Here is a 25,669-nt window from a genome sequence, read left to right on the forward strand (position 1 = left end):
AAAAACGATGCGCTACTTCTTTTTTAATTCGAAATCACTTTCACATACATCCCTCTCACCGCTTTTTCATAAGCAATATCACTCATCTGTCTTATGTTTTCTGACACAACAGACGACTGAACGATTTTCCCTTCACGAAGTAACGGCGGATCAATAAGACGCACTTTATTTTTCTGATGTAAATCATAATCGTTTCTATCTTCTTTTACCTTTACATTTCGATGAACTTTGCTTAATAAAGCTTCTACTTCGGGGTCATTACATTGCTGCAATTTCGAAATAAGCTCCTCATCTTCAAGAAGAAAATCATCTGCATGAATAATCCTTTTATGAAGAGCTACCTTTAACGTTTTCGCTAACATATCATTTCCGTAAATATTCATTGGTTCCATAAAGAAATCGATTACTTCCTTGTAATACGTTTCTGTAAACCATTCCGCTATTTCGATATTTTGCAGAACCATTTTCCCCTTTACTTTGATGACATCCTCTAAAAAACTGTGAACTTCTTCTAAAGAAATATACCCATATGTATACATATCTCGTAACGTATAATCCACTCGATCTGCACATAATTCGGGCGCTGACCTTTCCAGTAACGTCCATTTCGAATCATCTAACAAAATATCTTCATAGTTATAACCATACTTCGCAAGAATCGCTGGAATTTCTGAGTTTTTCACAACAGAACTAAATATCTCTTCATGATAACTTTCATCTTCATTATCAAAAACGTAATCAATCACATGGGAAAAAGCAGTATGCGATACGTCATGCAGTAAACTAGCAATCTGTTCTTTTACTGAACCACCTAATTTTTTAACTAATAACATAACACCAACTGAATGATCAAAGCGCGTTACATTCCATTTCTCGTTCATTAAGTAACTTGCGCCATTTTGATGAATACCTTTTAGCCTTTGCATAGACTTACTTGAAATTAATTCTTCTACTACTTGATCCACTTCAAATTCTCCGTATAGTACATCTGATATGATCACTTACAATCCCCCTTTATTTTAATCGAGTCTTATAATCTTATCTCTTTTATGAAATTAGCACCAACATAAATATTTATTGTTATTTGTTTTTATTTAAAAAAATAGAGAGCCATCAGCTCTCTATTTCATAACCCCTATTCAAATGTAACTTCTACCTGCACAATCTCCGACCTACTACCAAGTCTAAGCGGTGGTCCCCAAAACCCAAATCCAGAAGAAACAATTGCGTGGAACGCGCCTTTTTGTGCGTATCCCCAGTCTAGCTCGTACATTCTTCTCGTTACAATATGATTGGGCGCCATTTGTCCGCGGTGCGTATGACCGGATAATAATAAATCTACACCTGCCGCTGCTGCTTGTTTCAACTCAAATGGCTGGTGATCCATTGCGATAACAGGCATCGATTTATCTACCGTACTCATTAATTGTTCAAAGCTTTGACGATCTCGCTCTGTTTTATCTCTTCTTCCAACGAGATAAAAGTCATCTTCAATTGTAATTACTTCATCTAAAAGAATACGAATATCAATCTTATCCATCTCTTGTAAAAACTCTGGAACCGCTCTACCATAGTATTCATGGTTCCCTAAAACACCATATACGCCTAATGGTGCTTTCATTTGTTTCATGATTGGTCCCATATTCTTTTGAATGAACACACCTGGATGATCATCGATAATATCACCTGGCAGTAAAATAATATCAGGTTCCATCTCATTTACATGACGAACAAGCCTTTTTAAATGCGAAACGCCAGACAGTTTACCGAAATGCATATCAGAAGCCATCGCAATGCGTAAACTTTTACGTCCCTCTACTTTTTTCGGTATGTGCACCTCGTACTTTCTTACTACCGGGCTATACGCATTAAATACTCCATACGCAAAGATAAAGATAAATGCAGCTATCACAGCCGCCCCTGTCCAAATAATTGCCGCTTCTTTCTCTACTGAAAACTGTAAAAGAAAGACCATAATATTAGCTAATGGCAACAGCATAAGCGCATATTGTATAACCGCAAACCAAATCGAACCTATCGTTCGCAGAAATGGCAAAAACTTAAACACTTGCACGAGAATGTACGCATATGAAATAAATGCAACTATAAAAGCATAATATCCCCAAGATTCCCAGCCAAATACCGCATGAAGCCAAACCCATCCGTTCCAGCCGATGTAAAACATAAGTAGTGTGTATATAATTAATATGGTAAATATATTGAGATAACGAAGATTCTTCACAGCCAGCCTCCTTATTGATTTCTTTTATTATAACTTGTTATGCACTTATAACGTAAATATTAAGCACTTCGCTCATCATAGCAAAAACCTATAGTTGTTAGACTTGTATCTAACAACTATAGGCACCATTTATATCAACATTGTTTTTACAAATGCTCTTTATAAAAACTTGTTAATTTTTCAACTGCAATTTTTACTGGTTCTGGTTGATCGTATAAATCGTAATGACTCACACCTTCCACAACAAGTAAATCCTTTTTCTCTGAAGCTGCTTTCTCATAAAGCTCATGACCATCTTTATAAGAACCAAATGCACCTTGCTTACTGCCGACAATAATTTGCAGCGGCTGCGTTAATAACGTATCTGCTAAATGGAACGCATCAAAACCGATTACCGATCCCATACTCGTAAAGTTTAACTTATTTGGCGAGTTCAAACTTTGACCTCGCGGCGTTGTGTAATACTCAACTGCTTCTACAATATCTATATCGGTCATACCCGCTGCTACTAACTCTTCCTGATTTTTAGGAATCCAATTTGTAATCATTTCCTCTGCTCCGCGTGCTTCAGCAGTACGTTGTTTACCAATTGCCTCTAACACACCAATCGGGTTAGACTCACGATTTAAACGACCGATATTTGCACCAACAACTGTACCAACCGCTTTAATGCGGCGCTCTGTCATCGCAGCATTTACCGCATAACCACCGCCTGCACAAACACCTAACACACCGATACGTTCTTCATCTATATAAGGAAGAGTAGTTAAATAATCTACTGCTGAGCGAATATCCTCAACTCGCGCAGCTGGCTCTTCAATATATCTCGGTGTACCTTCACTTTCACCTTGATATGACGCATCAAACGCAAGCGTTACATATCCTTGTTCCGCTAACTTCTCGGCATACAATCCTGCTGTTTGATCTTTACAGCTACTACCTGGATGCACACAAACAATCGATGGATTTTGTTTCTTTTCCTCAGCACCTTCAGGAATGTTCAAAATACCTGTAACTTGTAAACCTCTTGCATAAAATCTTATATTTTCCTTCATAACTGCCATATATAAAACCACCCTTATCTTATTATTAATTTTACACTTGTGAGAGTTATTACTCACATGTATATTTATAATAAAATGAGTAGAACCTTGTTTCAATGACCACATTTACGCATTTGGGTGATAATACACACATAAAGAAATATGTGTATCAACAACGGAGGGACACGATATGGAGAAAATCGATAGAAGAATTATAAAATCACAAAACGCCATTCAATCGGCATTTATAGAAATGTTAATTACAGATGGATTTGATGAAATTACAGTTAAAAACATTACCGAAAAAGCAAACATCGGAAGAAAAACGTTTTACTTACACTATCTAGATAAGTACAATTTATTAGATAAAATTGTGGACGATCATTTAGACCAATTAAAAGAAATATGCTACGAGAAGCAAAACAAAGAATTTATAGAAGGAACAATCATATGGTTTGAATACTTCAAAGAACACAAACCATTTTTTGCGGCACTATTTAGAAGTAACAGCACCTTATCATTTCAAAAAAAATTACTAACTTTCATCATGGGTGAAATAGAGAAAAAATTAAATACGAATACGTCAGTAAATAAAAACATCGATAAACATATCGTTTTAAAATTTTTAGGAACAGCTGTCATGGGCATTTTGGAATCTTACGTATTGGATGAGATTGATAATGATATTGAGTACGTTGCCACGCAAGTTGGGGAATTGATGAAGAGGAATATATAACGGTTATGAAAAAGTGCACCCAGATCGTTGGGTACACTTTTTATATTTATCACCTCACATATTAAGTGCATCAACATAATACAGCATATCGTCCGTCTGAAAATACATAACAGATCCGCGGCTATAATAAGTACCAAATTGAATCGGTTCTCCAAGTTCATTACGAAGATTCATATCATGCACATGATTATTATTTAAATCATAAACAACCAATTTTTTATCTTGCGTAATGAATACTACTTTGTCTTGAGCAACCGCAAAACTTTCCGACCGTATTTCCTTAATTACATTTATTTCATTCCATGACATATGAATTTCTTTATCTTTCATTTGAACTAAAGGAAATTCTGAATAATAATAGAGCCAAACGTCTCCATCTATAACGTTCATCGCATAACAATCATCTATAGGAGGCACATTAAGCCTTTCTACATATTGATCATAATGATTAAAAATCAATTGACCTTTAGAATCAAAAGCAACTATACCATTTACTCCAATTGGGCACTCTCCGAAAACCCCTTCATCACAATAACTAATCCATATATCTTCATTCGCATCAACTTGACAATCTTGAATCCCTTCTCCGGCATAAAACTTAATATATTCACTTCCGTCTGGGTTATAAATAACTGCATTATCACCTTCATAATTAAATATAAGCAACCATCTCTCTCCGATTCGTTGCATACATTGAACAGATTCAACATCAATATCCACAGTTAAATTGAAACTCTTTATATGTAAATTATTTTTATCCAGGTAAATTATACAAGGCTGATCTGTATCATTTTGTACGAGTAACATTACATTTTGTTTATAATCCAAACTCATTTTTTTAAACTGATACGCTTCAACAATGGACTTATAGCTTTTTAACTCTTTACAGACGATATCTTTCATATAGATGAAAATCCTCTCAGTGATTCTAAATATAGAAGTTGTAAAAAAACGCACCCGAAAATTCGAGTGCATTTTCATTCTCAACGTAAAAACTTTAGTAGCTTTTATTTTATTCCATAATCCGTTCTTCCGCATAACAAACAAATACTTGATTTTCCGAACATAAAGATACTATATAATACTCATCTTTAAAATGCCCTACTATATACTCACGTTGATATCAAAAATTTGTAAAATATCTTGCTCTAACTTTATTGCATTAAAATCAGACTTAGCCCTTCCCCCTAATATTCTAATAGATTGAATAACATTTCTAATTATCAGTATTTTTCTCGTAGCATAATCTGCAGATAAAAATGTTTCATAATCAATCCTTAATCTAAAATCTGCTTCTTTACTCTTCCTTTTAAAGAGCTTTCTTTCTTTATGAAAACCCGCATCTTCATATGCCGGAGTTATTTTAGCTACTATAGGGATTATAGCTATTTCTTCTACTTCCCTACCATAATCATTACTATTTAATCCTTCAAGTTCACTACCGATTTCTGAAATTATATTTATAAATTCCTCAGCAATGTCACCTTCTAATTCACCACTTAAAAAAAATCTCATAATTACTCATCCTTTTCAATAGTCACTTTTATTTAGTGGAGGACGCTTTCCATTATTTTTCTTTTTATATGCTAAAATCTTTTTATATTGCTATTATCATAATATGTTAACGATTCATTTCTGAATTTTACAAGCTGATTTCCTTCATTAAATGTTGCCGTTGTAAACTTTGTTTCTTTTCCATTCTCTCCAACTTTCAACCTTGTACGGTTTCTAAATCCCTCATATGTGTAGGATTTACTTGTTCCGTTTGGTAATGTCTCATTTAATAGTTGGTTAATCGGGTCATATACAAAGTTTGTTTCTGTTACTTTTCCGCCCGAACCTTCATGTTTAATTTTCGTACGGTTACCCGATTGGTCATATTCATATCGTTCAGATAGAAGAATACTGTTTGATGTACCTACTACTAAATCTTTAATCTTGTTCGCATGGTCATAGTTAAAGGTAGAACCCGAACCATTTCCAGCTGTATACGTACGAACATTTCCTTGATCGTCATAATCAAAGCGATACGTTTGAGAACCATCTGTCACACGAATATTTTGATCTAACGTATTATAGTCATACGATACTTTATTTGTGTATCCGCCTTGCGTTATTGTTTGTTCTTTTAATTTTTCTGTCTTACTGTTTGCTTTATCGTGATATGCCCAGTCAATTTTTCCGCCTCGGCTATCTGTTGCGCTTGTGACGCGGTCAGCCTTGTCGTATGTTTTCGTGCGTTCTATACCATTTGTGGTTATTATTAATTCAGTACCTATTTTTACAATAAAAAAAGACTATCTAAAATTTAATTTAGAATAGTCCTTCTTTATTATCACTCTACAACTTGTGTTTCCCATCCATCATAACTATCACATGTCCCACTATATAAAATCGCCAACTCAGCCATTTGCTTTGTTTCTTCCCACACATTTTCTTCTGTTGGTATACAATTTTTTCCGACTATAAATACATAAAAACTTAATCCGTCTTCTGATACTTGTTCAGATGGTTCATAAATATCATAACCTTTTTCATGTAGTACATCTGCAATTTTCTCTGCAATCTCTATTGTATCTACTAAAAAGTAATGTTCTAGATAATGTACTTTCGTTAAATTAGATCCTGCATCCTTCAAAGCTGCTAATGTTTCTATATCCTGATTTTCTCGTTTTTTTCTTTCATGAACAGTTTCTAACATTTTTATTCTCCTTCAAATCACTTTCTAAGTGTAAATCTTCTACAAATCCAATTTTCTCTTCTAATTAGTAATTTTCATTCTATGAAATTCCTTAATTCCCCTTTGTTTAGGGACTAAATTTCTTTAATTCCACCTATAAATTCTTCCTGCACCTTTTTAAATTCTTGCTCATATTTTCTTATTTTTTCAGCATCTATCTTCGAATTAAGGAAAGGTCTTTTTCTACCAATCATCATTATATCTTTTCCTTCTGTGGGCTCCATGCGTACATATGGTTTAAAAAATTCACATTCTGTATTCTGTAATACCACTGATAATTTGGCGTATTCTTCCATAGGGAATTGGTTGGATAAATTTAATTTTTTTAGCCCTTTCAAATTCATTAATGGCTCTAAAGAATGATCTTGAACTTTAATATTCATTAAAGTTAACTCATTTAATCGTACTAAATCACCAATTGGTTCCAACGTTTTTACATTTAATGCTTTTGTTGTCCCGCCTCCTAAATAAAAACCTCCTAAGTTTTCTCCATCTTTTATTGGTGTTAAGTCTTCTAATTTCGAGAAGTCTTCTATTAATAAATAAGTAAGATTTTTATTATAACTAAAATTCCACAAATCAGTATTTTTAGTATTCCAACACAAATATACTTCCCTTAAATTAGACATCATTTGTAGGGTCGATAAATTTTCTACTCTCATTTCATAAACATATAATAATTCAGGATTAACATGCATCATAATTCTATCAAATTGCTTCTGATTCACTGCAAAAACCCATAATTCCTTAATTTTCAACTTACCTAAAAGTTCTATATTCTTTGTTTTACCATCAACAGACAACTTTTGCACATCATTATTAACTCCAACTAAATCTCTAGTAACCTTAGGTTGTTTGCCTAATGGAAACATAAAATCCCCTCCAAATATTATTCAGATTAAAAATCACACTACTCCAATATAAGTGAAAATAAATCACTTTGAAAAAATCCCCCTCTAATTCGCTTAGGGGGATTTTTTTAATACTGCTCTACCCAAAATTAAAAATAAAATATCCACTTACTTTCACTTTTTATATTTTGCACGACTTTGCTGCATATAGAATTTATAGTTTTTATTTGTTTTACTTACCGGTCTAATTTTATTTCGTAATGCTTTTTTTCCACCATATTTTAGATAGAAGCGCTGTTCCATCCCTCTGGCCTGAAAATAATCTAAATTACGTCTTACACGTGTAAATTTCAAGTCAGGATGTGCCGCTTTATGAGCTAATTTCCTAGTAGCTGGATTAACAGTTCTGCCGACATATTTCACTTTACCTGCACTATTTTTCAAAACATAAACAGTATGCCTTTTAGCCAAATGCTTAGCTGTTATACGGCCAGCATACCTGATAACGTGAGGAGCAGCTACTCTGGCTCCCATTACTAAAAGTGGAGCAACAGGTATATTACCATCTGGATCTATTAACATTACTGGATTATTATCTACATACGTATATCCATTTTGTGTCACAGGATCATCTTCGTCACCCGGCTCTGGATCTATCGACAAGAACACACCATGATCCGGATTATAGTATCGCGCAATCAGATAATACATCCCAATTTCTTTATCATACATGTATCCCGCATATCCAAATGGATTATCTGCGGCGATACCTTTCGTCTCACTCTTTACTACATTACCCCATGAATCATATTCATACGTTGCTACAACTTCTTTATCCTGATTCGTCATCGCAACGACATCACCACGAGGGTTGTAGTGATAGTATAACGTTTGTCCTTTTGATTTCATGGCTAGACGCGCGCCACTTGTTGAGTATACATATTGACGAAGAACATTTCCACTACCATCAGTCTCATATAACGGATTAATACTATCTCCATCATAGAAATAACGTGTTACTTGACCATTCACACTCTTTTCAATACGACGATTATCCTCATCATACTTATATGTTGCGAATGCATTGCTTTCACCTTGTTTTGTGATCGCTACAATCTGATCGTCTTCATTCCATGTATACTTGTACTTTCCATCAGATGTACGATTTCCATTCGCATCATACGTTAACGATTCGTTTCCGAATTTGACAAGTTGATTTCCTTCATTAAACGTTGCCGCTATAGACTTTGTTTCTTTTCCATTCTCTACAACTTTCACACTTGTACGGTTTCCAAATCCATCATATGTGTATGATTTAGTTATTCCGTTTGGTAATGCTTCATTTAATAGTTGGTTGATCGGGTCATATACAAAGTTTGTTTCCGTTACTTTTCCGCCCGCACCTTCATGTTTAATCTTCGTACGGTTACCCGCTTGGTCATATTCATATCGTTCAGAAAGTAGAATACTATTTGACGTACCTACTACTAAATCTTTAATTTTGTTCGCATGATCATAGTTGAAGGTAGAACCCGAACCATTTCCAGCTGTATACGTACGAACATTGCCTTGATCGTCATAATCAAATCGATACGTTTGAGAACCGTCTGTCACACGAATGTTTTGATCTAACGTGTTGTAGTCATACGATACTTTATTTGTGTATCCGCCTTGCGTTACTGTTTGTTCTTTTAGTTTTTCTGTCTTACTGTTTGCTTTGTCATGATACGCCCAGTCTACTTTTCCGCCTCGGCTATCTGTTGCACTTGTGACACGGTCAGCCTTATCGTATGTTTTCGTGCGTTCTACACCATTGACATGGTCTTTTACTTTCGTAACTTGTCCATTTTGATCACGTTCAAATGTAAATGAATCTTTTCCGTTGCGCTTTTCACCAACGACACGATCTGCTGTATCATATACAGATTCTAGAATAGAGCCGTTTGGCATTTTTGTTTTAATCTTGTTTGCATTTTCATCGTACGTATTTTCAATACGACGGTTTAACGCATCGATATATACTGTATTTTTATTATCTACATCATATTCATATTTGTGTGTTTGCGTTTTCCCACCAAACATGACAGATTTCTCTGTTGTGTTTCCATTATGATCATAACGATAATTTACAGAAGTACCATTTTTTAATGTAACCTTTGTTAATAGATTATCTTTGTTATAATCATATAGTTTTGTATTTCCTTTTTCATCTGTCTCGCTCTTTTTATTTCCTGATGCATCGTATGCGAATGTATTTTTCTGTCCTTCTTCATCATACGTCGCAACAACATTTCCATCGTTGTCGTACTCGTTTTTAATAAGAGCGTTTCCTTCTAATAGGCGTATATCATCAAACCAAACTTTTCCTTTATTCTCTCTTCTAAAGAGCATATAAACTTCCATACGTTTAATTGGTTTAGTGGCAGGGATTACAACCGCACTACGATTCCAATCATTTGTCCCACTTGGGAATTTCGCTTGGAAATTTTCCCCACTACCATCTTGATAATGTACATCTGCCCAAATAGAGTAATCTCGAGAGAGTTTATCTGGTGCAGTATTTTCTACATTTACTGATTTAGACATTCCTGTTAGCGTAATTGGTTCTGCTTTTTTCTGATTTATAGTAATATGCTTGCCATATCCTACATCTGAACCACCATATTGGCTACGCTCTAATACAATAGATGAATGTCCCGTAAAGCTCTCTTGCTGAGAAACATCTTTCGGATCACAGCTTGTTCCATCTCCTCTAATCCAACCTGGCATACAGCCATTTCCCGCCATATTTTCTAAACTACTATTTTCAATTGGGTTAAAGCTAGAAGAAACTTCACCTTTTTCTAGTTGAATCTTATCAAACCAGACTGAACCACTCGTAGCAGAACCGCCATTTTCTACTTGTAAATAGATTTTTACTTTTCTCGTTTGTTCTGTTGTTTTAAAAGTAACTTGACGGTTAACCCAATCCCTCGTTCCTTGAACTTTATTGTGACGAGTATCATGCCATCCACCATCTACACCAGCACCGTTTTCATTTAATAACTGTACATTGAAGAAAGCGGCACCATTGGCTAAATCCGTTTTCATCATACCACTTAACGTATACGTTGTATTTGGTTCTAACGTTACTTCTTGAATTGCAGCAATATAGCCCCAATCATTATTCGTTGCTTTTGTTGAAATTTTAAGTGATGATTCTCCGCCCAGACCACCTGGTGCTGATGTTGCATCTTTTGTAATAGCTCCGGAATTATTCACATTTACTGGTACCCATTTTTCCGTACCATTCATTTCAAAGCTTGGATTTTGAATCAGGTTTTCTCCTGTTCCCAGCTCTCTAGTTGTCGCAATTGGATTTCCAAACTGATCATACTGCATGAAAGATGATGTATTTGCTGCTTGGTCTGTTTCAGATACTTCTGTATTTGCAGCCTTATAAGCAACTGTTGTTTCACGATTTTCGTTATCTGTCGCTTTTATAAGCCCGTTGTCTTTATTGTACTCAAACTTTTCTGTTCCCATTTCATCAGTAACAGAAGTTACATTCCCATTACCATCATAGGTCGCTGTTTCTGTTTGATTTTTAGGAGTTGTTGTTTTTACTAGGTTATTTGCATTATATTCATACGTTGTCGTTAAATTTAGACGTCCAGAATCTTCAACTGTTTTGACTGGGTTTCCAGCATCGTTATACGTATAAACAGTTTTACGTCCTTTAGGATTCGTTAACGTAACTTCCTTCGCATCTGTATTATATGCTAATGTCGTAGCTTTTCCTAATGGGTCCGTTACTTTTACTAATCTATTATTCTCGTATGCATACGATGTTTTATATGGTTTGGCATCGGTATGTTGCGGATCATAAATAGATGTTAGTAATCCATTATCATATCCGTATTTATATACTTTTCCTTCTGGTGTTGTAGAAGAAACGAGTAAATCTCCATCATATTTAAATGTAATCGTCTTGCTATCTGGGCCGATTACTCTTGCTGCTTTTTTATTATTTCCATCATATTGTACGACTAACTCTTTGCCAGAAGCATTTTTCACTTTTGATAAACGTGATTCACCATCATACTCATATGTCGTCGTATTTCCGTATTTATCTTTTGTATACTGGATACGACCTTGTGCATCTCCAGATTTATAGAAAGTAACCGTTTGGTCTTTATCTTTTATTTCATATCCGCCTGATACTTGTTTAATTTCTAAATATATACCAGTAGGGGCTTGATACGTATTATCTCCCGTTCTAGTAAAAGTAATATTTGCGCCATCGGCAGAAATTAATAGTAAGTTTCCATTTCCTTCAGCCAAAATTCTTTCTTCTAATCCACTAGACCAACCTGTACCAAATAAACCTACTTTTTTACTTTGGCTATTATACGTTCTTTCCACTGATACATCCGGTCCGCGCCCTGATAACGTAATATCTTTTTCACTCATGATAAAGTTACCATTTGTAGCATTTACTTTACCATTTAGTACTGGAACTGATGCCCAGTAATCAAACATCCCTATAAACCCAAAGTCTTGAGCAAATTTAGGTACAAACTCATGCGAAATTTCACTTTCAGCATGTCCGGCTTTACTATACGCTGTTACACGGAACCAATAATTTTTAAAGCCAGCATAAATTCCGCCAGAATTCTTATACACAGGTGATGGATCAACTGCTAATTCTGCACCTTTTTTATCATGATGAAGTAAATATTGGCCTTTTGCAATTTCATCTTTCGTTGGCCAAATTTTCTCATTTTGCGTTGTCCAATTTGTTTTATTTCCTACGTCGAACGCTTCGTAATCTTTTCCGTTATAAATCCAAACTTTATAGCCTGCAGCCGCTGGAACTGCATCCCACTTTAATGTGACATATCCTGTTTCTTTATCTGTCGCATTAATGTAGGCCGATCCATCTGGCTTTTTCACTTGTTCTAATGGAATAAATGGAACTATTTCATCTGAAAGTGGACTATCCCCAAACGGATACTCTGCTACAATACGAATCCAGTAGCTACTTCTTCCGCTATAATCCCCGTATGGACCTCCTGACTCGTAAGCATTTTTATATATTTGTCCTGGGTTAGTAGGCGCTTCTGCACCTTTTCCGTCATCATGTATCCAGTAACGCCCTTGTGCAATTTCTTCTGGCGTCGGGAATATTTTTTTATCTTTCGTCGTCCAGCTTGTCACATTCCCAACAGGAATATATTCATAGTCATATCCATTAAAAATGGCAACTTTATAACCTGTTGCTCCTGGAACTGCGTCCCATTGTACATTGAAGTGACCTGAACCACTCCCACTCCCATTTGAGTAAGCTTGTACTCTTGGCTTATTTGGTTTTGCGTAGGAATATTTCACTTCCAAGAATGGTGCATTCGTTCCATTTTCAGCTGCAATGAATTTCTTCCAATGGTTTTGACCATTACCATTTGCATGTAGCTTAAAGCCATTGTTTGGTCTCGCGCCTTCTACCCATGCTTTCACTGTATTCGTTACATTGAACTGGGCCCATTTTCCGCGGCCCACATCAGCGTGTGCAATGTTGTTAGAACCTGGTTTGTTATTCCAGTTTACACTTCCGACATTCCATCCACTTGTTACTTCATCTAACCAAACACCATTTGGTTGATTCGCATAATAATGCCAAACTGCATAGGCATGGAATGTTGCACTTTCAATCTTTGCACCCTTTAAGTTTGAAACATCTGGTTTAATAAATGAAAAATTAGTTCCAGATGCTCCATCATAATATCCAACTTTTAACGTATAAGCATTTTGACCTGAATCCCAAAGTTTTCCCCCTGAATAATTGACAGTTGGATACGCACTTGAAGCGTAAGCATTTTCAAAATTATCCAATTCAATTGAAGGATCTACATATACCGGATATTTTCGCTCTGGTGCTTGTAACCACTGCGGATCTGCAGTAACAGTTAATGTATATGTTTTTTCATCTTTCTTCTCAATATTGTAGCGAACTGCATCTGACGTTACAGCCTCACCTGATTGTTGATCCACATTGGAATCATTCATATATGGTTTCGGCAATGTGAATACTTTTTCTTTTTTCTCATCTTGGAAGTCGATTGAACCATCTTCCTGTAAGCTAGGTGTTAAATCTGTTTCTAATGCAAATGTAAAAATGTGGTGTCCTGTATACTCACGTAATACAAAATCTTCTTTTACATTTTCATTGAATGTCGTACTCTTTAAATCAATATTTGGGAAGACCCCTTTATACCATACTGTATTATTTTCATGTGTTGCAGTGACTGGTGATGGCTTCATTTCACCTTTTTCACCATTTGCACTTATTAGTTTATACTGAATAGTATGATCTTTTACTTTAAATTGAACGTACTTTCCATCTTGTGTCGCTTTCTCGAACTCTGGTTCTAATGTTGTATTTTCCGTTACAATTTTTTCATTTGGTGCTTCTACTAATTTCGGTGAAACCTCTTCTAGCTTTCCATCTTTCTCTGCATGAATCGGTTCCGTATATACCCTCTTTGTAAAAGTACCATCATTGTTATCAAAAACCTTTTCGGTTTCCGTTCTTTCTTCTACAATCTCAGTCGGACTCGCCTGTGCTTTAGCCTTATCCTTCTTTAATTGATCTGGATGTGGAGCTGGTAATTCCTGCTCCTCTTTCTTTTCCACTTCTGGACTTTGTTCTGAATTTGGAGATGGTGTAAACGGTGGTGCCGTTTCTGCCAACCCATTCAGTGGTATAGAAGTAACAATTAATGCAACTACGATAAGTTGTATTAAATACTGATACCACTTCCTTTGTTTCTTACCTTCCATAAACTCACCTCACTGAAATATTTTTAACATATATAATGTTACATATCACAATTTATATAAACTAAAGAGTAAAGTAAATACAGTTTTAAAGTTTTGAAGATTTTGTGCACAAAATACGACAATTTAATAACAATTTTTAAAATATCATTACAGATAATTAATTCTGTTATATAATTTAAGATTACAATAATTACATCTATTATTATTTACTAACGACAGAATATGAACATGATTCAACTAAACTTTTACATTCACTTTTGTTCTAGTATTCCAATGAAGCTAATACATTAAGTTTCATTGGAATAGCATAAATGTGGGTCTTCTAATTGTAATAACTGTGTTTAAGAAAGTAAGAGAAATATCTTCATTACTACTCATATCAAATAGTTGTTTGAACACGCTTCGCTATTATATATACAAACTTCCTACTACATTTCATATGAGAAAAAGTTATTACGATAAACAAAGAAAAGGTCTCCTAAAAGATATTTTAGGAGACCTTTTCTTATTAATAGATTTTGTAATTTAAGAGTGAACACTCTTAAATTACAAAGTCCTCCGGAATAAACACTTTCACTTCTTTCGGCTGTACGTATACGAAATCACCCGCTTGAATGTTCAGCTGTTTGAACTGTTCTTTCGTAATTTCTGCTTCTAAATATTCATCTGTTTCGTCTCGTTTTAATTCTACATATACGACAGGTCCGACTGCGTGAGAATAAGATACTTTTGCGGGGATTGCATCTATGCTTTGTTTCGTACGAGAGATTGATAAGTCATGCGGCCTTACGTAGGCTATTCCGTCTACGTTGGAAACGTGCTTATGCTCTGGTGCTTCTAGTTCGACCGATCCTACATTTAGCTTTCCTTTATGAACGCGGCCGTGAAATAAATTTACATTTCCTAAAAAGTCATATACAAACGGACTTGCTGGGTTTTCATATACTTCTTCCGGTGTTCCCATTTGTTCAATGCAACCCTCATTCATTACAACGATGCGGTCTGCAACGTCTAACGCTTCTTCTTGATCATGTGTTACGAATACGCTCGTAATTTGAAATTCGTCATGTAATTTTCGGAGCCATCTGCGTAATTCTTTTCTCACCTTTGCATCAAGTGCACCGAACGGTTCATCGAGTAATAAAATTTTCGGTTCGACTGCAAGTGCCCGGGCTAGTGCAATACGTTGACGTTGTCCACCAGATAATTGCGCTGGATAACGTTTAGCAAAGCCATCCATTTTTACGAGCTTTAATAATTCTGTTACCTTTTCTTCTATCGCTTCTGCTGACGGTCTTAAGCTTTTCTTTCTTACTTTTAAACCGAAAGCGACATTCTCAAATACATTCATATGCTTAAAGAGCGCATAGTGCTGAAAGACGAAACCGACTTGCCTGTTTTTCACGTGAATGTCTGTTAAATCTTCTCCATCAAATGAAACAGAGCCTCCATCCGCTTCTTCTAATCCTGCAATAATGCGTAATAACGTCGTTTTCCCAGAACCTGACGGGCCTAATAAGGCAACAAGTTCACCTTTTGGAATATCCAAATGAATGTCTGTTAGTGCTTGAAATGTACCATATTGCTTTGATACACCTTGAATTTGAATACTCACCGTAATCCCCCTTATTGTCGTTTTTCCATTCGCCATTCAATCCAGTTTTTTATAACGAGTGTAAACACTGCAATTAATGACATTAACGTCGCTACTGCAAATGCTGCTGAAAATTGATATTCATTGTACAAAATTTCAATATGGAGCGGCATCGTGTTCGTAATGCCACGCACGTGACCTGATACGACAGAAACGGCTCCAAACTCACCGATAGCACGGGCATTACATAGAATCATGCCGTATAAAAGACCCCATTTTATATTTGGAAGCGTAACGCGCCAAAACATTTTCCAGCCACTTGCGCCAAGTGATAAAGCTGCCTCTTCTTCACTTTTCCCTTGCGCCTGCATAACCGGAATTAATTCACGTGCAACGAACGGGAAGGTTACAAAGATTGTTGCGATAATAATACCTGGTACAGAGAAAATGATTTTCACTCCATGTTCAAGTAACCATTCGCCAAGAGCACCCCTCGGTGTGAAAAGTAAAACGAATACTAATCCTGCGATAACTGGTGACACAGCAAACGGCAGTTCAATAAGAGAGAGTAATACTTGTTTTCCTTTAAACTGAAACTTTGTAATAAGCCATGCCGCTGCGATTCCGAATACCGTATTCAGCGGTACAACGATTAACGTAACGAGAAGCGTTAACCTAATTGCTGAAAATGCTTCTTGATCTGTAATAGCAGCAATGTATACATCCATCCCTCTTTCAAAGGCTTTTAGAAAAATAGTTATGAGTGGCAGTAATAGAAAGAGAGATAAAAATAAAACTGTAATCGTAATTAATATGTCTGGTACAAGCTTAGATTCTTTTTTAGCTGATACGCTTTTTACTATTTTCTTTTCTAATAATGTTGGTTCCATTTTCTCTCCTCCTATTCACTTTTTAGTTCATGCCTTCTACTCCAGCTTTGAATCATATTAATAAGAAGAAGGAAAAGGAGGGAAATAATAAGCATCACGGTCGCTACAGCTGTTGCCCCCGCGTAATCATATTGTTCTAGTTTCGTCATAATCATCAGTGGTGCAATTTCTGTTTTCATCGGCATATTACCTGCGATGAAAACGACAGATCCGTATTCTCCTAATGCTCTTGCAAATGCGAGTGAAAAACCGGCAAGAAGAGCGGGAAAGATTTCTGGTAAAATGATTTTCACAAATATTTGTAAGCGGGATGCACCTAAACTCGAAGCTGCCTCTTCTACTTCTTTATCAATATTTTGCAGCACTGGTTGCACCATTCGAACGACAAATGGTAAACCGATAAAAGTAAGCGCAACGATAATTCCGAGTGGTGTAAAAGCTACTTTTATATGAAACAGACTAAATATTTTCCCAATCCATCCATTTTCCGCATAAAGCGTTGTAAGTGTAATACCAGCTACAGCTGTCGGAAGTGCAAACGGTAAATCAATGAGTCCATCTAATAGTCTTTTTCCTGGAAATTTGTAGCGTACGAGCACCCATGCTATTAATAAACCGAAAATGGCATTTACAATAGCAGCTGCAAATGAAGTTGTAAAACTAACTTGATAGGAATGCAACACACGCTCGTTCGTTATAACCCCAGCGAACTTCTTCCAACCTAACTGTGAAGTTTGAATAAATACGATAGAAAGTGGTATAAGTACGAATAAACTCATGTACAACATTGTAAATCCAAGCGATAATCCAAACCCTGGTAAAACACGTTTCTTCCTCATCCTCTTTCACCTCATCCCCCTTTAGCAGTACGCATTATTTTTGATAAATTTTATCGAATACGCCGCCGTCATTAAAGTGTTTCTCCTGCGCTTTTTTCCAGCCACCAAATAGTTCATCTACTGTAAATAATTGAACTTTCGGAAATTGAGATGTATATTTTTCTGCTACTTTTTCATTACGTGGACGATAAAAGTTTTTTGCCGCAATTTCCTGTCCTTTTTCTGAGTACAAATATTCAAGATACCCTTCTGCTACTTTTTTCGTTCCTTTTTTATCAACGACTTTATCTACAACCGCTACTGGTGGTTCTGCAAGTACACTAATAGAAGGGGTTACAATTTCAAATTTATCTTTTCCAAGCTCTTTTTGGGATAATAACGCTTCATTTTCCCATGCGATTAATACGTCACCAATTCCTTTTTCAACAAATGTTGTCGTTGCTCCGCGCGCTCCTGAATCTAATACTTCTACGTTTTTATAAATTTGGCTAACAAACTCTTTCGCCTTATCTTCACTATTATTATATTTTTTCAGTGCGTATCCCCACGCCGCTAAATAGTTCCAACGTGCCCCGCCTGATGTTTTTGGGTTTGGTGTAATGACAGACACACCTTTTTTCGTTAAATCATCCCAGTCTTTAATACCTTTCGGGTTTCCTTTTCGAACAAGAAATACAATTGTTGACGTGTATGGAGTGGAATTATTCGCAAGTCGCTTCTGCCAATCTTCTGCTAATTGTTTTTTCTTACTAATCGCATCAATATCATAAGCAAGTGCTAGTGTAACAACGTCTGCTTCTAAGCCATCAATAACAGAGCGCGCTTGACTTCCAGATCCCCCGTGTGATTGTTTTACATTTACTGTTTGCCCGTGCTTCTCTTTCCAATACTTCGCAAAATCTTTATTGAAATCTTGATATAACTCCCTCGTTGGATCATAAGAAACATTTAAAAGCTCAACTGTTTTTTTATCTCCACTTCCTTCAGAATTACTAGTGGATGTTGCCGAACCACACCCTGATAAAAGTACAACTGCTGATAATAAAACACCTGTACTTTTCATAAACGCTGTCTTACCCCACTTTTTCATCGTTAAGCCCCCTTAGTTTATACAATAGAAAAAGGCACACAATATATTCACAAATGTGAACATTGTGCGCCTTCAGTTTATCTGATTAGCTTCTAATGTATTCTATTCGATTTCTTTTCATTTTAATTCTGTAATTCACATGTGTCAACTTGGAATTTGAATTTTCTTATTAAACTAAAATATTGGCATACGTTGAGCCCAATGATTTTTCAAATCAGCAAATTCTTTTGGTAACTTACTATTTTCATTCCATTCTAATTTATATGCATTTACTAACACCGTAGCCATTGATTCACAGTCCACTACTCCATTTTGATTAAAATTACCGTTCTTATCACTTTCAGAGTTCATCCATAATTTCACAAATAAGATATTGCACCCGACGTAAGCGTTAATTTCTTCTGATCTACGTATGTCCCCTCCTTGTTGGTCATATACAGGTTTAAATATATGGCACCACCGCTTAATCAATACAAAAAAAATGAGGCAACCACCTCCAAAGATGGTTGCCTCATTTTTACACTTGCATCGCTTTCTCTCTCAATGCTCTTCTTAACAACTTACCCGTCGTATTCTTCGGCAATTCTATTAAAAACTCAATGCTTTTCGGCACTTTATATTTCGCTAAATGTAACGTACAGTAATGCATTAGTTCTTCTTCTGTTACGTTTGCTTGCTTCAAAACGACGTACGCTCGCACAGCTTCTCCTAAGTTTTCATCAGGAACACCGATTACGACAACTTCCGCTACTGATTCGTGCGTATATAATACTTCTTCTACTTCACGAGGGTATACGTTATAACCGCCAACTAAGACGATATCTTTTTTACGATCCACGATATAGAAGTAACCTTCTTCATCCATTTTCGCCAAGTCACCTGTATATAGCCAGCCGTCTTTCAATGTCGCAGCTGTATCTTCTGGTGCATTATAGTATCCTTTCATAACGTTAGGTCCGCGAACAATTAATTCACCGACTGCGCCGACAGGTACTTCTTCCCCAAGTTCATTTACAATTTTATTTTCTACATGCCAAATATTTGTGCCAATTGATCCTGGTTTCCGAGGACGATCTAGCGGATTGAAACAAGTAACTGGTGATGCTTCTGATAAACCGTATCCTTCTGAAACAATAACGTTAAAACGTTTTTCAAAGTTTTGCAGAAGAGCAACAGGCATCGATGCACCACCGGAAATACAAAGGCGAAGCGTCTTCACATCTTCTGCGCTTGCTTCTTCAAATAAATATAAATAATTGTACATCGTCGGTACGCCAGCAAAGATCGTTGGTTCGTACGTGCGACAAATACGGAATACTTCTTTCGGACTAAATTTCGGTAACATTAAAATCGTTGCCCCGTTCACAATCGGTGCATTTACCGCAACTGTTAAACAGAATACATGGAACATAGGCAGTGCCGCAACAACGCGGTCATCAGCCGTATATTGTAAATACGACGCCACATCGTTCGCATTACTATATAAATTTTTATGTGTTAACATAGCGCCTTTCGGTTTTCCAGTTGTGCCCGATGTGTATAGAATAACCGCTACATCTTCTTCATCTAGTTCAGGACCTTCGTAAGTTGTATCTCCAGTCCCCACAAAACTAGTAAACGTTTTCATTTTTTCGGTTTCTGTATGGTTAAAATCTGATGAGGTTTCGCATATGATGATGTTTTCTAATGAAGGAAGTCTTGTTGTAAGAGATTGTATAACAGGTAGAAGGACGTCGAGTACGATGATTGTTTTTACATCTCCATTTTGTAAAATATAATGCATTTCGTCTGCTGTATAAATTGGATTAACTGGAATAACAGTTGCTCCGGCTTTCATTGTTCCGTATAAACCGACCAAATAATGTGGTGAGTTCCCAACAACTAATGCGACATTGTCCCCTTTTCCAATGCCCATTTCTGCTAAATTGCTAGAAAACCTTGTGACCATTTTGTTTAATTGGTCATATGAGACCGACTGATCCATAAATATATAAGCCGGTTTTTCCCCCTTCTTTTTTGCCGTTTCAGCCAAAGATTGAACGAGATTCACAAAAACCCCACCTTTATAAAATTTAGAATATTTAAAAATTCTAAATTAATTATATTAAAAGAAAATTAAAGTGGCAAGTGATATTCTATTAACTGCATATAGACAGATCACCTTCTCTTAGTTTACTTTGGAAAAATAAGGGGATTTTATTTACAAGTAATTTATAACACTAGACCAAAAATCATTTTAGGATAATATGCACTCATCTTTTCTCTAAGTTTATCAAGTTCCTCTTTATGTAACGTCGTATGCTCCCCTTGCAAGTTAAGAGCGTCCGCTCCATCTTCATGAAAATACACCGTAACATATAATGTCGGTAACCCTGTATTGTCTTCATCTATTGAAAAGACGACATCTGGTGTTTTATTAACAGTGCTGAATGTTTCATTTCTTTTCCACTTCTTATTTTGAAACATGTCTTGTATATCATGTATCTTTCGTTTGTTATCTGTATGCGTAAAATATATAACATTATCTTTCGCTGGCTTTCCGATAGACAAAATTGTACGACTTGAGGGCAATCCACTGTTACACGCTGTCATTCCGATGACGAAGCTGAGTAATAATACAACGTACATCACCCTTTTCATTTCGATTCGCCTCCTTTTGAATATATATATTCCTTTATAAGAGGCAGATTTCCTGTGATTTTATGTTTTGCGGTAAATGAAATTATACGAGCGATTTTTCAGTTATATCAGCGCAGCTCGATTTATATCGGCGATTTTCCAAATATATCAGCGCAACTCGGTTTATATCGGCGATTCTCCAAATATATCAGCGCAACTCAATTTATATCGGCGATTTTTCAGTTATATCGACTTACCGACAAAACCTGACAATCTACGCAAAAAGAAAGAGGCTGCCCGTTATGGAAGCCTCCCTCATTTTTAGAAGAATAAATGTAAGAAATCTTCTGTTGTAATGTTACCGAAGTAGCGTGCGATATCTACGCCTTCTAAAGCTGCAGTGAATGCATCTTTATCGAACTGAACGCCTGTTAGACGCTCTTCGATATCATGAACATCTAGTGAACCGAAGAAGTCGCCGTAAATTTTACATTCTGTTACTGTTCCTTTTTTCACTTCAAGACGAACATCAACTTGTCCAACTGGGAAGCGGTGTGAATGTTGTAAGTTGAACTTCGGTGATTTTCCGTAGTTCCAATCCCAATTTTGGTAACGTTCTTCAGAAAGTTTGTGGATCTCTTTCCAATCATTTTCTGTTAATTCATACGTTGGAATTTCTGTTTCTCCTTCGAAAATTGTTTCTAGAAGAAGTTGTCTAAACTCCTCTGTCGTCATTTCTTCGTTTAGGAACTCTGTAATGTTCGCAACGCGGCTACGGATTGACTTTATTCCTTTTGATTGAATCTTATCCATTTTTACTTTTAACGCTGATACGACGTGATCGATTTCAGAGTCAAATAGTAACGTACCGTGACTGAACATACGACCTTTCGTTGAGAACTGCGCATTACCCGAAATTTTTCTACCTTCAGCTAAAATGTCGTTACGACCACTTAGTTCTGCATTTACGCCTAATTTACTAAGCGCTTTCGTTACAGGCTCTGTGAATTTTTTGAAGTTGCTGAAACTGTCTCCATCATCTTTCGTAATAAAGCTGAAGTTTAAGTTTCCTAAATCATGATATACTGCACCTCCGCCTGATAGACGGCGAACGACATGAATACCTTTTTCTTTTACGTAATCTGCATTAATTTCTTCTACTGTGTTTTGGTTTTTACCAATGATAATCGAAGGTTCGTTAATGTAGAACAGTAAATATGTTTCGTTAATATCTAAATTTTTCACACAATACTCTTCAATCGCTAAGTTTATTCTAGGATCTGTAATTCCTTTATTATCAATAAATAACATCGTATCACCTCATGAGTTCCATACGTAGCCACTATGCGCTAGCGTAATATGGCCACTGAAAATTTGTTTTGCTTCTGTTACTAAATCAGCTGGGTTGCCTGTATGCGGTAAGTGCGTTAATAAAAGTTCTTTTACATTTGCATCTTTCGCAATACTTGCTACTTCTGTACTATTCATATGCCCTGCTTTTGCAGCCTCTTGATGTGCATACATATTACACTCACAAATGAAAAGATCAGCATCTTTCGTGAATGGAATGAATTCAGGAATATAACTTGAATCAGCGCTGTATACTACAGCATCATCTCCAGCTGTAATACGCATCGCAAAGCATGTTACAGGATGGACAGTTTTTAAGAATGAAATCGAGAACGGTCCAACTTGAAGTGTTTCTTCTGGATTGTACGCGATTCCTTTCGTATGTGGTTCATGCGTTAAAGAATGGAATCCATTCTCGTCAAAGGTATGGCCGTATATTGGTAATTCCGGTAGTTGCCCCTTCGCCCCGCTCATAATTAATCTCGCATATTGCAATACCCCGATATCCGCAACATGATCATGATGATAGTGTGACAGTACAACTGCATCTATATGAGATGGTGTTATATATTTTTGAATCTGTGCTAGTACACCACTACCACAGTCCACAAGTAAACGAAAACCATCGTGTTCAAACAAATACCCCGACGTTGCTTCTCCCGCTTCTGGAAAGCCGCCCCAAAAGCCGACAACAGTCATTTTCATATGTATCCATCCTTTCTAAAACCGAGTAGAAATGCATGTTTTACTTACATCCTACATTGTTAACTATAATCCATTTCCTAAACTTTTTCATTAATTTTCAGTTTTGTTATAAAACAGTTGTTGACTTTTATTTTTTGTACTAATACAATGATAGTAAGAAATAGAAATGGAGGGATTGACATGATCGATCAACCAATGGAGTTTTTCAGAAATTTACCGACGAAAACTTGTGCACACTGCGGGAAAGAAATTGATGAGCAGCACGAAGCATACCATAACAAATGTGACGATTGCGTTCACGAAGAATAGTAGTTTGTGAACATAAAAAAACCTAGCAGACATAGTCTACTAGGCTAATAACATCTTATCCTTCATCGTTGAACCTTTCACCAAGAGCTCCAGTTCAAACTCATACAATTCTTTTTTTCGATAATTTTTCGTATGGATTTTATCCATCATTAGGTCGACAACTTTTCGGGCCATTTCATCAATTGGCTGTTCAATTGTCGTAATACCTGGTTCTGTAATCTGCGATAATATTTGATTATCAAAACCGATAACAGCAAGATCATCTGGAATGCTCCAGTTATGGCGTTTCGCCTCTGAGATAATTCCAGCTGCTACCTCATCGCCTCCTGCCAAAATCGCGGTAGGATTTTTTTTGTCCTTTAATACTTCATGGAATATTCGTTTTCCATCTTCCCAAGAGAAAGCGTTTTCAAGAAAGTCAATCGCTTCTACTTGGCGGCTCTTCTCAGTTATTGCACGTAAAAAGCCCATTTTTCGCTGCTGGCTAACGACTTTGGTTTCGTTACCACGGCAAAAAATAAGATTACGATATCCTTGATCTAACACATGCTTCGCAGCTATGTATGCTCCTTGCGCATGATCAAACTTCACTGTTGGAATATTTGCTTCCTCAATATATTCATTACACAACACGATTGGACCGTGCTGTAAGTATGGCTCTACATCTTCCCACGGATTTTCTAGTGAACATAGAATAATCCCATCTACTTGTTTCGTAGATAATAATTGTAAATACTCCATCTCTTTTTCCGGTAAATATCTTGTTTGACAAATAATCAGTTTATATTTATGTTCAGAAGCAGCAATCTCGATTGCTTCAATAAATCTACTGAAGAAAGGATTTGTAATCCTTGGAACTAGCACCGCAATTGTTTCCGTTTTTTGTTTACGAAGCCTTCTCGCCGCAGAATTAGGAACGAAGCCTAAATGCTTCATTGCTAATTGAACCCTTTTTTTCTTCTCATCTGAAACATATGGATGATTATTAATCACCCTAGAAACCGTTGTCCTTGATAACCCTGCTAATTTCGCCACGTCCTCTATAGTCGACACGAAATTCTCCCCCTTTGCATGAAAACGTTTTCTTAAATTGATTATATAGTATATTATTGGAAACTGCAATATCGGTTGTTATGATTTTACTATATTAATATTATACATAGGTAAAAGTCTGTTAATGCAGGGCAATATACTGCTTTTAGAAATTTACGTTATGTACATTCCTTTTCTTAATACCATATATTCTTTATTCAATATAAAAGCCCATCAATACATCATCTCCATATGATCCATCTTCATATTTAATTTGCTTTCGTTGGCTTCCTTCTTCTACAAAACCCATACGTTTGTACACTTTAATTGCCCGATCATTAACAGAAACTACACCTAAGCAAATTTTCTCTAAACCTTTCTGCCCTTTAGCCCAACTAATAAGAAATTCAATTAATTTCGTGCCGATGCCTTGATTACAATACGCCTCTTTAATCCCCATTCCCATTGTGCCTGCGTGTTGTAACCGTTCTAGTTCATATCGGTTGAAAAGTAAAAAGCCTACCACCTTATAATCTACTTCATACACAATATAAAGATTACCTTTCTCATTACTTTTCCGTATCTTTTCTCTTTCTGCATCAATATCATTCGGTAATTTCTTTGGAGATACTATGAAAAACTTTGTAGTATTTTCCGATAATATAATTTCTTTTCTAATGTTCATTATTGCTTCTGCATCAGCCTCTTTTGCTAATCGTATCATTGAATCACCTCGTACTTTTTCTTTTTAAAAATAATATTAAAACTATAAAACGTCCAATATGCAATATTGCATATTGAGAATCTTTT

The 25,669-nt window shown here is 36.0% G+C and carries 21 protein-coding genes and 1 pseudogene; 2 read left to right on the plus strand and 20 right to left on the minus strand.

The features are described from left to right. Positions 1–23 precede the first annotated feature (23 nt). From AB6801_RS21180 to AB6801_RS21190, 3 genes are all read right to left on the minus strand, one after another. Entirely contained in the window at positions 24–1,001 is a 978-nt protein-coding gene (locus AB6801_RS21180) for an HD domain-containing protein (RefSeq protein WP_000587070.1), read from the minus strand. A gap of 134 nt (positions 1,002–1,135) precedes the next feature. Beyond that, positions 1,136–2,242, minus strand: a complete 1,107-nt coding sequence (locus AB6801_RS21185) for a metallophosphoesterase (RefSeq protein ID WP_000793735.1) — start codon at positions 2,240–2,242, stop codon at positions 1,136–1,138. A 146-nt stretch (positions 2,243–2,388) separates the two neighbouring features. Next, positions 2,389–3,306: an alpha/beta hydrolase gene (locus tag AB6801_RS21190; protein WP_097998873.1), complete on the minus strand. Its 918-nt coding sequence runs from the start codon at positions 3,304–3,306 to the stop codon at positions 2,389–2,391. A 169-nt stretch (positions 3,307–3,475) separates the two neighbouring features. Between AB6801_RS21190 and AB6801_RS21195 the strand changes: the two genes are divergently transcribed. Beyond that, a complete protein-coding gene (locus tag AB6801_RS21195; RefSeq protein WP_097998872.1) occupies positions 3,476–4,021 on the plus strand; it encodes a TetR/AcrR family transcriptional regulator in 546 nt (181 codons plus the stop codon). Between the two features lie 54 nt (positions 4,022–4,075). Here AB6801_RS21195 and AB6801_RS21200 read toward each other — a convergent pair whose 3' ends face one another. The 15 genes and pseudogenes from AB6801_RS21200 to AB6801_RS21270 form a co-directional block, all read right to left on the minus strand. Further along, positions 4,076–4,924: a hypothetical protein gene (locus AB6801_RS21200; RefSeq protein WP_103570941.1), complete on the minus strand. Its 849-nt coding sequence runs from the start codon at positions 4,922–4,924 to the stop codon at positions 4,076–4,078. 201 nt (positions 4,925–5,125) lie between these two features. Beyond that, the gene (locus tag AB6801_RS21205) at positions 5,126–5,536 is read right to left on the minus strand and encodes an Imm44 family immunity protein (protein WP_097998871.1); all 411 of its coding nucleotides are present in this window, start codon (positions 5,534–5,536) and stop codon (positions 5,126–5,128) included. Between the two features lie 86 nt (positions 5,537–5,622). Beyond that, a pseudogene (locus tag AB6801_RS21210) lies at positions 5,623–6,273 on the minus strand (hypothetical protein); the annotation flags it as partial. Between the two features lie 83 nt (positions 6,274–6,356). Then, positions 6,357–6,722 carry a ribonuclease E inhibitor RraB gene (locus AB6801_RS21215; RefSeq protein WP_097998870.1) on the minus strand — a complete coding sequence of 122 codons (366 nt, stop codon included), beginning with the start codon at positions 6,720–6,722 and terminating at the stop codon, positions 6,357–6,359. A 113-nt stretch (positions 6,723–6,835) separates the two neighbouring features. Continuing rightward, complete coding sequence (locus AB6801_RS21220; protein WP_097998869.1) at positions 6,836–7,633, minus strand: leucine-rich repeat domain-containing protein; 798 nt, start codon at positions 7,631–7,633, stop codon at positions 6,836–6,838. A gap of 153 nt (positions 7,634–7,786) precedes the next feature. Next, positions 7,787–14,431: a DNRLRE domain-containing protein gene (locus AB6801_RS21225; RefSeq protein ID WP_097998868.1), complete on the minus strand. Its 6,645-nt coding sequence runs from the start codon at positions 14,429–14,431 to the stop codon at positions 7,787–7,789. 541 nt (positions 14,432–14,972) lie between these two features. Beyond that, positions 14,973–16,046, minus strand: a complete 1,074-nt coding sequence (locus AB6801_RS21230) for a sulfate/molybdate ABC transporter ATP-binding protein (protein ID WP_048565023.1) — start codon at positions 16,044–16,046, stop codon at positions 14,973–14,975. An 11-nt stretch (positions 16,047–16,057) separates the two neighbouring features. Further along, the gene (gene cysW / locus AB6801_RS21235; protein ID WP_097998867.1) at positions 16,058–16,915 is read right to left on the minus strand and encodes a sulfate ABC transporter permease subunit CysW; all 858 of its coding nucleotides are present in this window, start codon (positions 16,913–16,915) and stop codon (positions 16,058–16,060) included. Positions 16,916–16,926: 11 nt separating this feature from the next. Then, positions 16,927–17,754: a sulfate ABC transporter permease subunit CysT gene (gene cysT / locus AB6801_RS21240; protein ID WP_001227879.1), complete on the minus strand. Its 828-nt coding sequence runs from the start codon at positions 17,752–17,754 to the stop codon at positions 16,927–16,929. Positions 17,755–17,788: 34 nt separating this feature from the next. Then, complete coding sequence (locus AB6801_RS21245; RefSeq protein ID WP_000758703.1) at positions 17,789–18,844, minus strand: sulfate ABC transporter substrate-binding protein; 1,056 nt, start codon at positions 18,842–18,844, stop codon at positions 17,789–17,791. 174 nt (positions 18,845–19,018) lie between these two features. After that, positions 19,019–19,195: a hypothetical protein gene (locus AB6801_RS21250; RefSeq protein WP_001999272.1), complete on the minus strand. Its 177-nt coding sequence runs from the start codon at positions 19,193–19,195 to the stop codon at positions 19,019–19,021. Between the two features lie 166 nt (positions 19,196–19,361). Then, a complete protein-coding gene (locus tag AB6801_RS21255) occupies positions 19,362–20,894 on the minus strand; it encodes a fatty acid--CoA ligase family protein (protein WP_001055203.1) in 1,533 nt (510 codons plus the stop codon). A gap of 161 nt (positions 20,895–21,055) precedes the next feature. Continuing rightward, a complete protein-coding gene (locus AB6801_RS21260) occupies positions 21,056–21,484 on the minus strand; it encodes a hypothetical protein (RefSeq protein ID WP_097998865.1) in 429 nt (142 codons plus the stop codon). Positions 21,485–21,784: 300 nt separating this feature from the next. Then, complete coding sequence (gene lplA, locus AB6801_RS21265) at positions 21,785–22,774, minus strand: lipoate--protein ligase (protein WP_000897285.1); 990 nt, start codon at positions 22,772–22,774, stop codon at positions 21,785–21,787. A 9-nt stretch (positions 22,775–22,783) separates the two neighbouring features. Beyond that, positions 22,784–23,518: an MBL fold metallo-hydrolase gene (locus AB6801_RS21270; RefSeq protein ID WP_097998864.1), complete on the minus strand. Its 735-nt coding sequence runs from the start codon at positions 23,516–23,518 to the stop codon at positions 22,784–22,786. Positions 23,519–23,698: 180 nt separating this feature from the next. Between AB6801_RS21270 and yhfH the strand changes: the two genes are divergently transcribed. Then, positions 23,699–23,827, plus strand: a complete 129-nt coding sequence (gene yhfH / locus AB6801_RS21275; protein ID WP_000567010.1) for a protein YhfH — start codon at positions 23,699–23,701, stop codon at positions 23,825–23,827. Positions 23,828–23,866: 39 nt separating this feature from the next. Here the strand turns inward: yhfH and AB6801_RS21280 are convergent, their stop codons facing one another. Continuing rightward, positions 23,867–24,880: a LacI family DNA-binding transcriptional regulator gene (locus AB6801_RS21280; protein WP_000103715.1), complete on the minus strand. Its 1,014-nt coding sequence runs from the start codon at positions 24,878–24,880 to the stop codon at positions 23,867–23,869. Positions 24,881–25,073: 193 nt separating this feature from the next. Further along, the gene (locus tag AB6801_RS21285) at positions 25,074–25,583 is read right to left on the minus strand and encodes a GNAT family N-acetyltransferase (RefSeq protein ID WP_097998863.1); all 510 of its coding nucleotides are present in this window, start codon (positions 25,581–25,583) and stop codon (positions 25,074–25,076) included. Between the last annotated feature and the right edge of the window lie 86 nt (positions 25,584–25,669).

Source organism: Bacillus sp. RCC_6_1 (assembly GCF_041360755.1).
Lineage (GTDB): Bacteria > Bacillota > Bacilli > Bacillales > Bacillaceae_G > Bacillus_A > Bacillus_A cereus.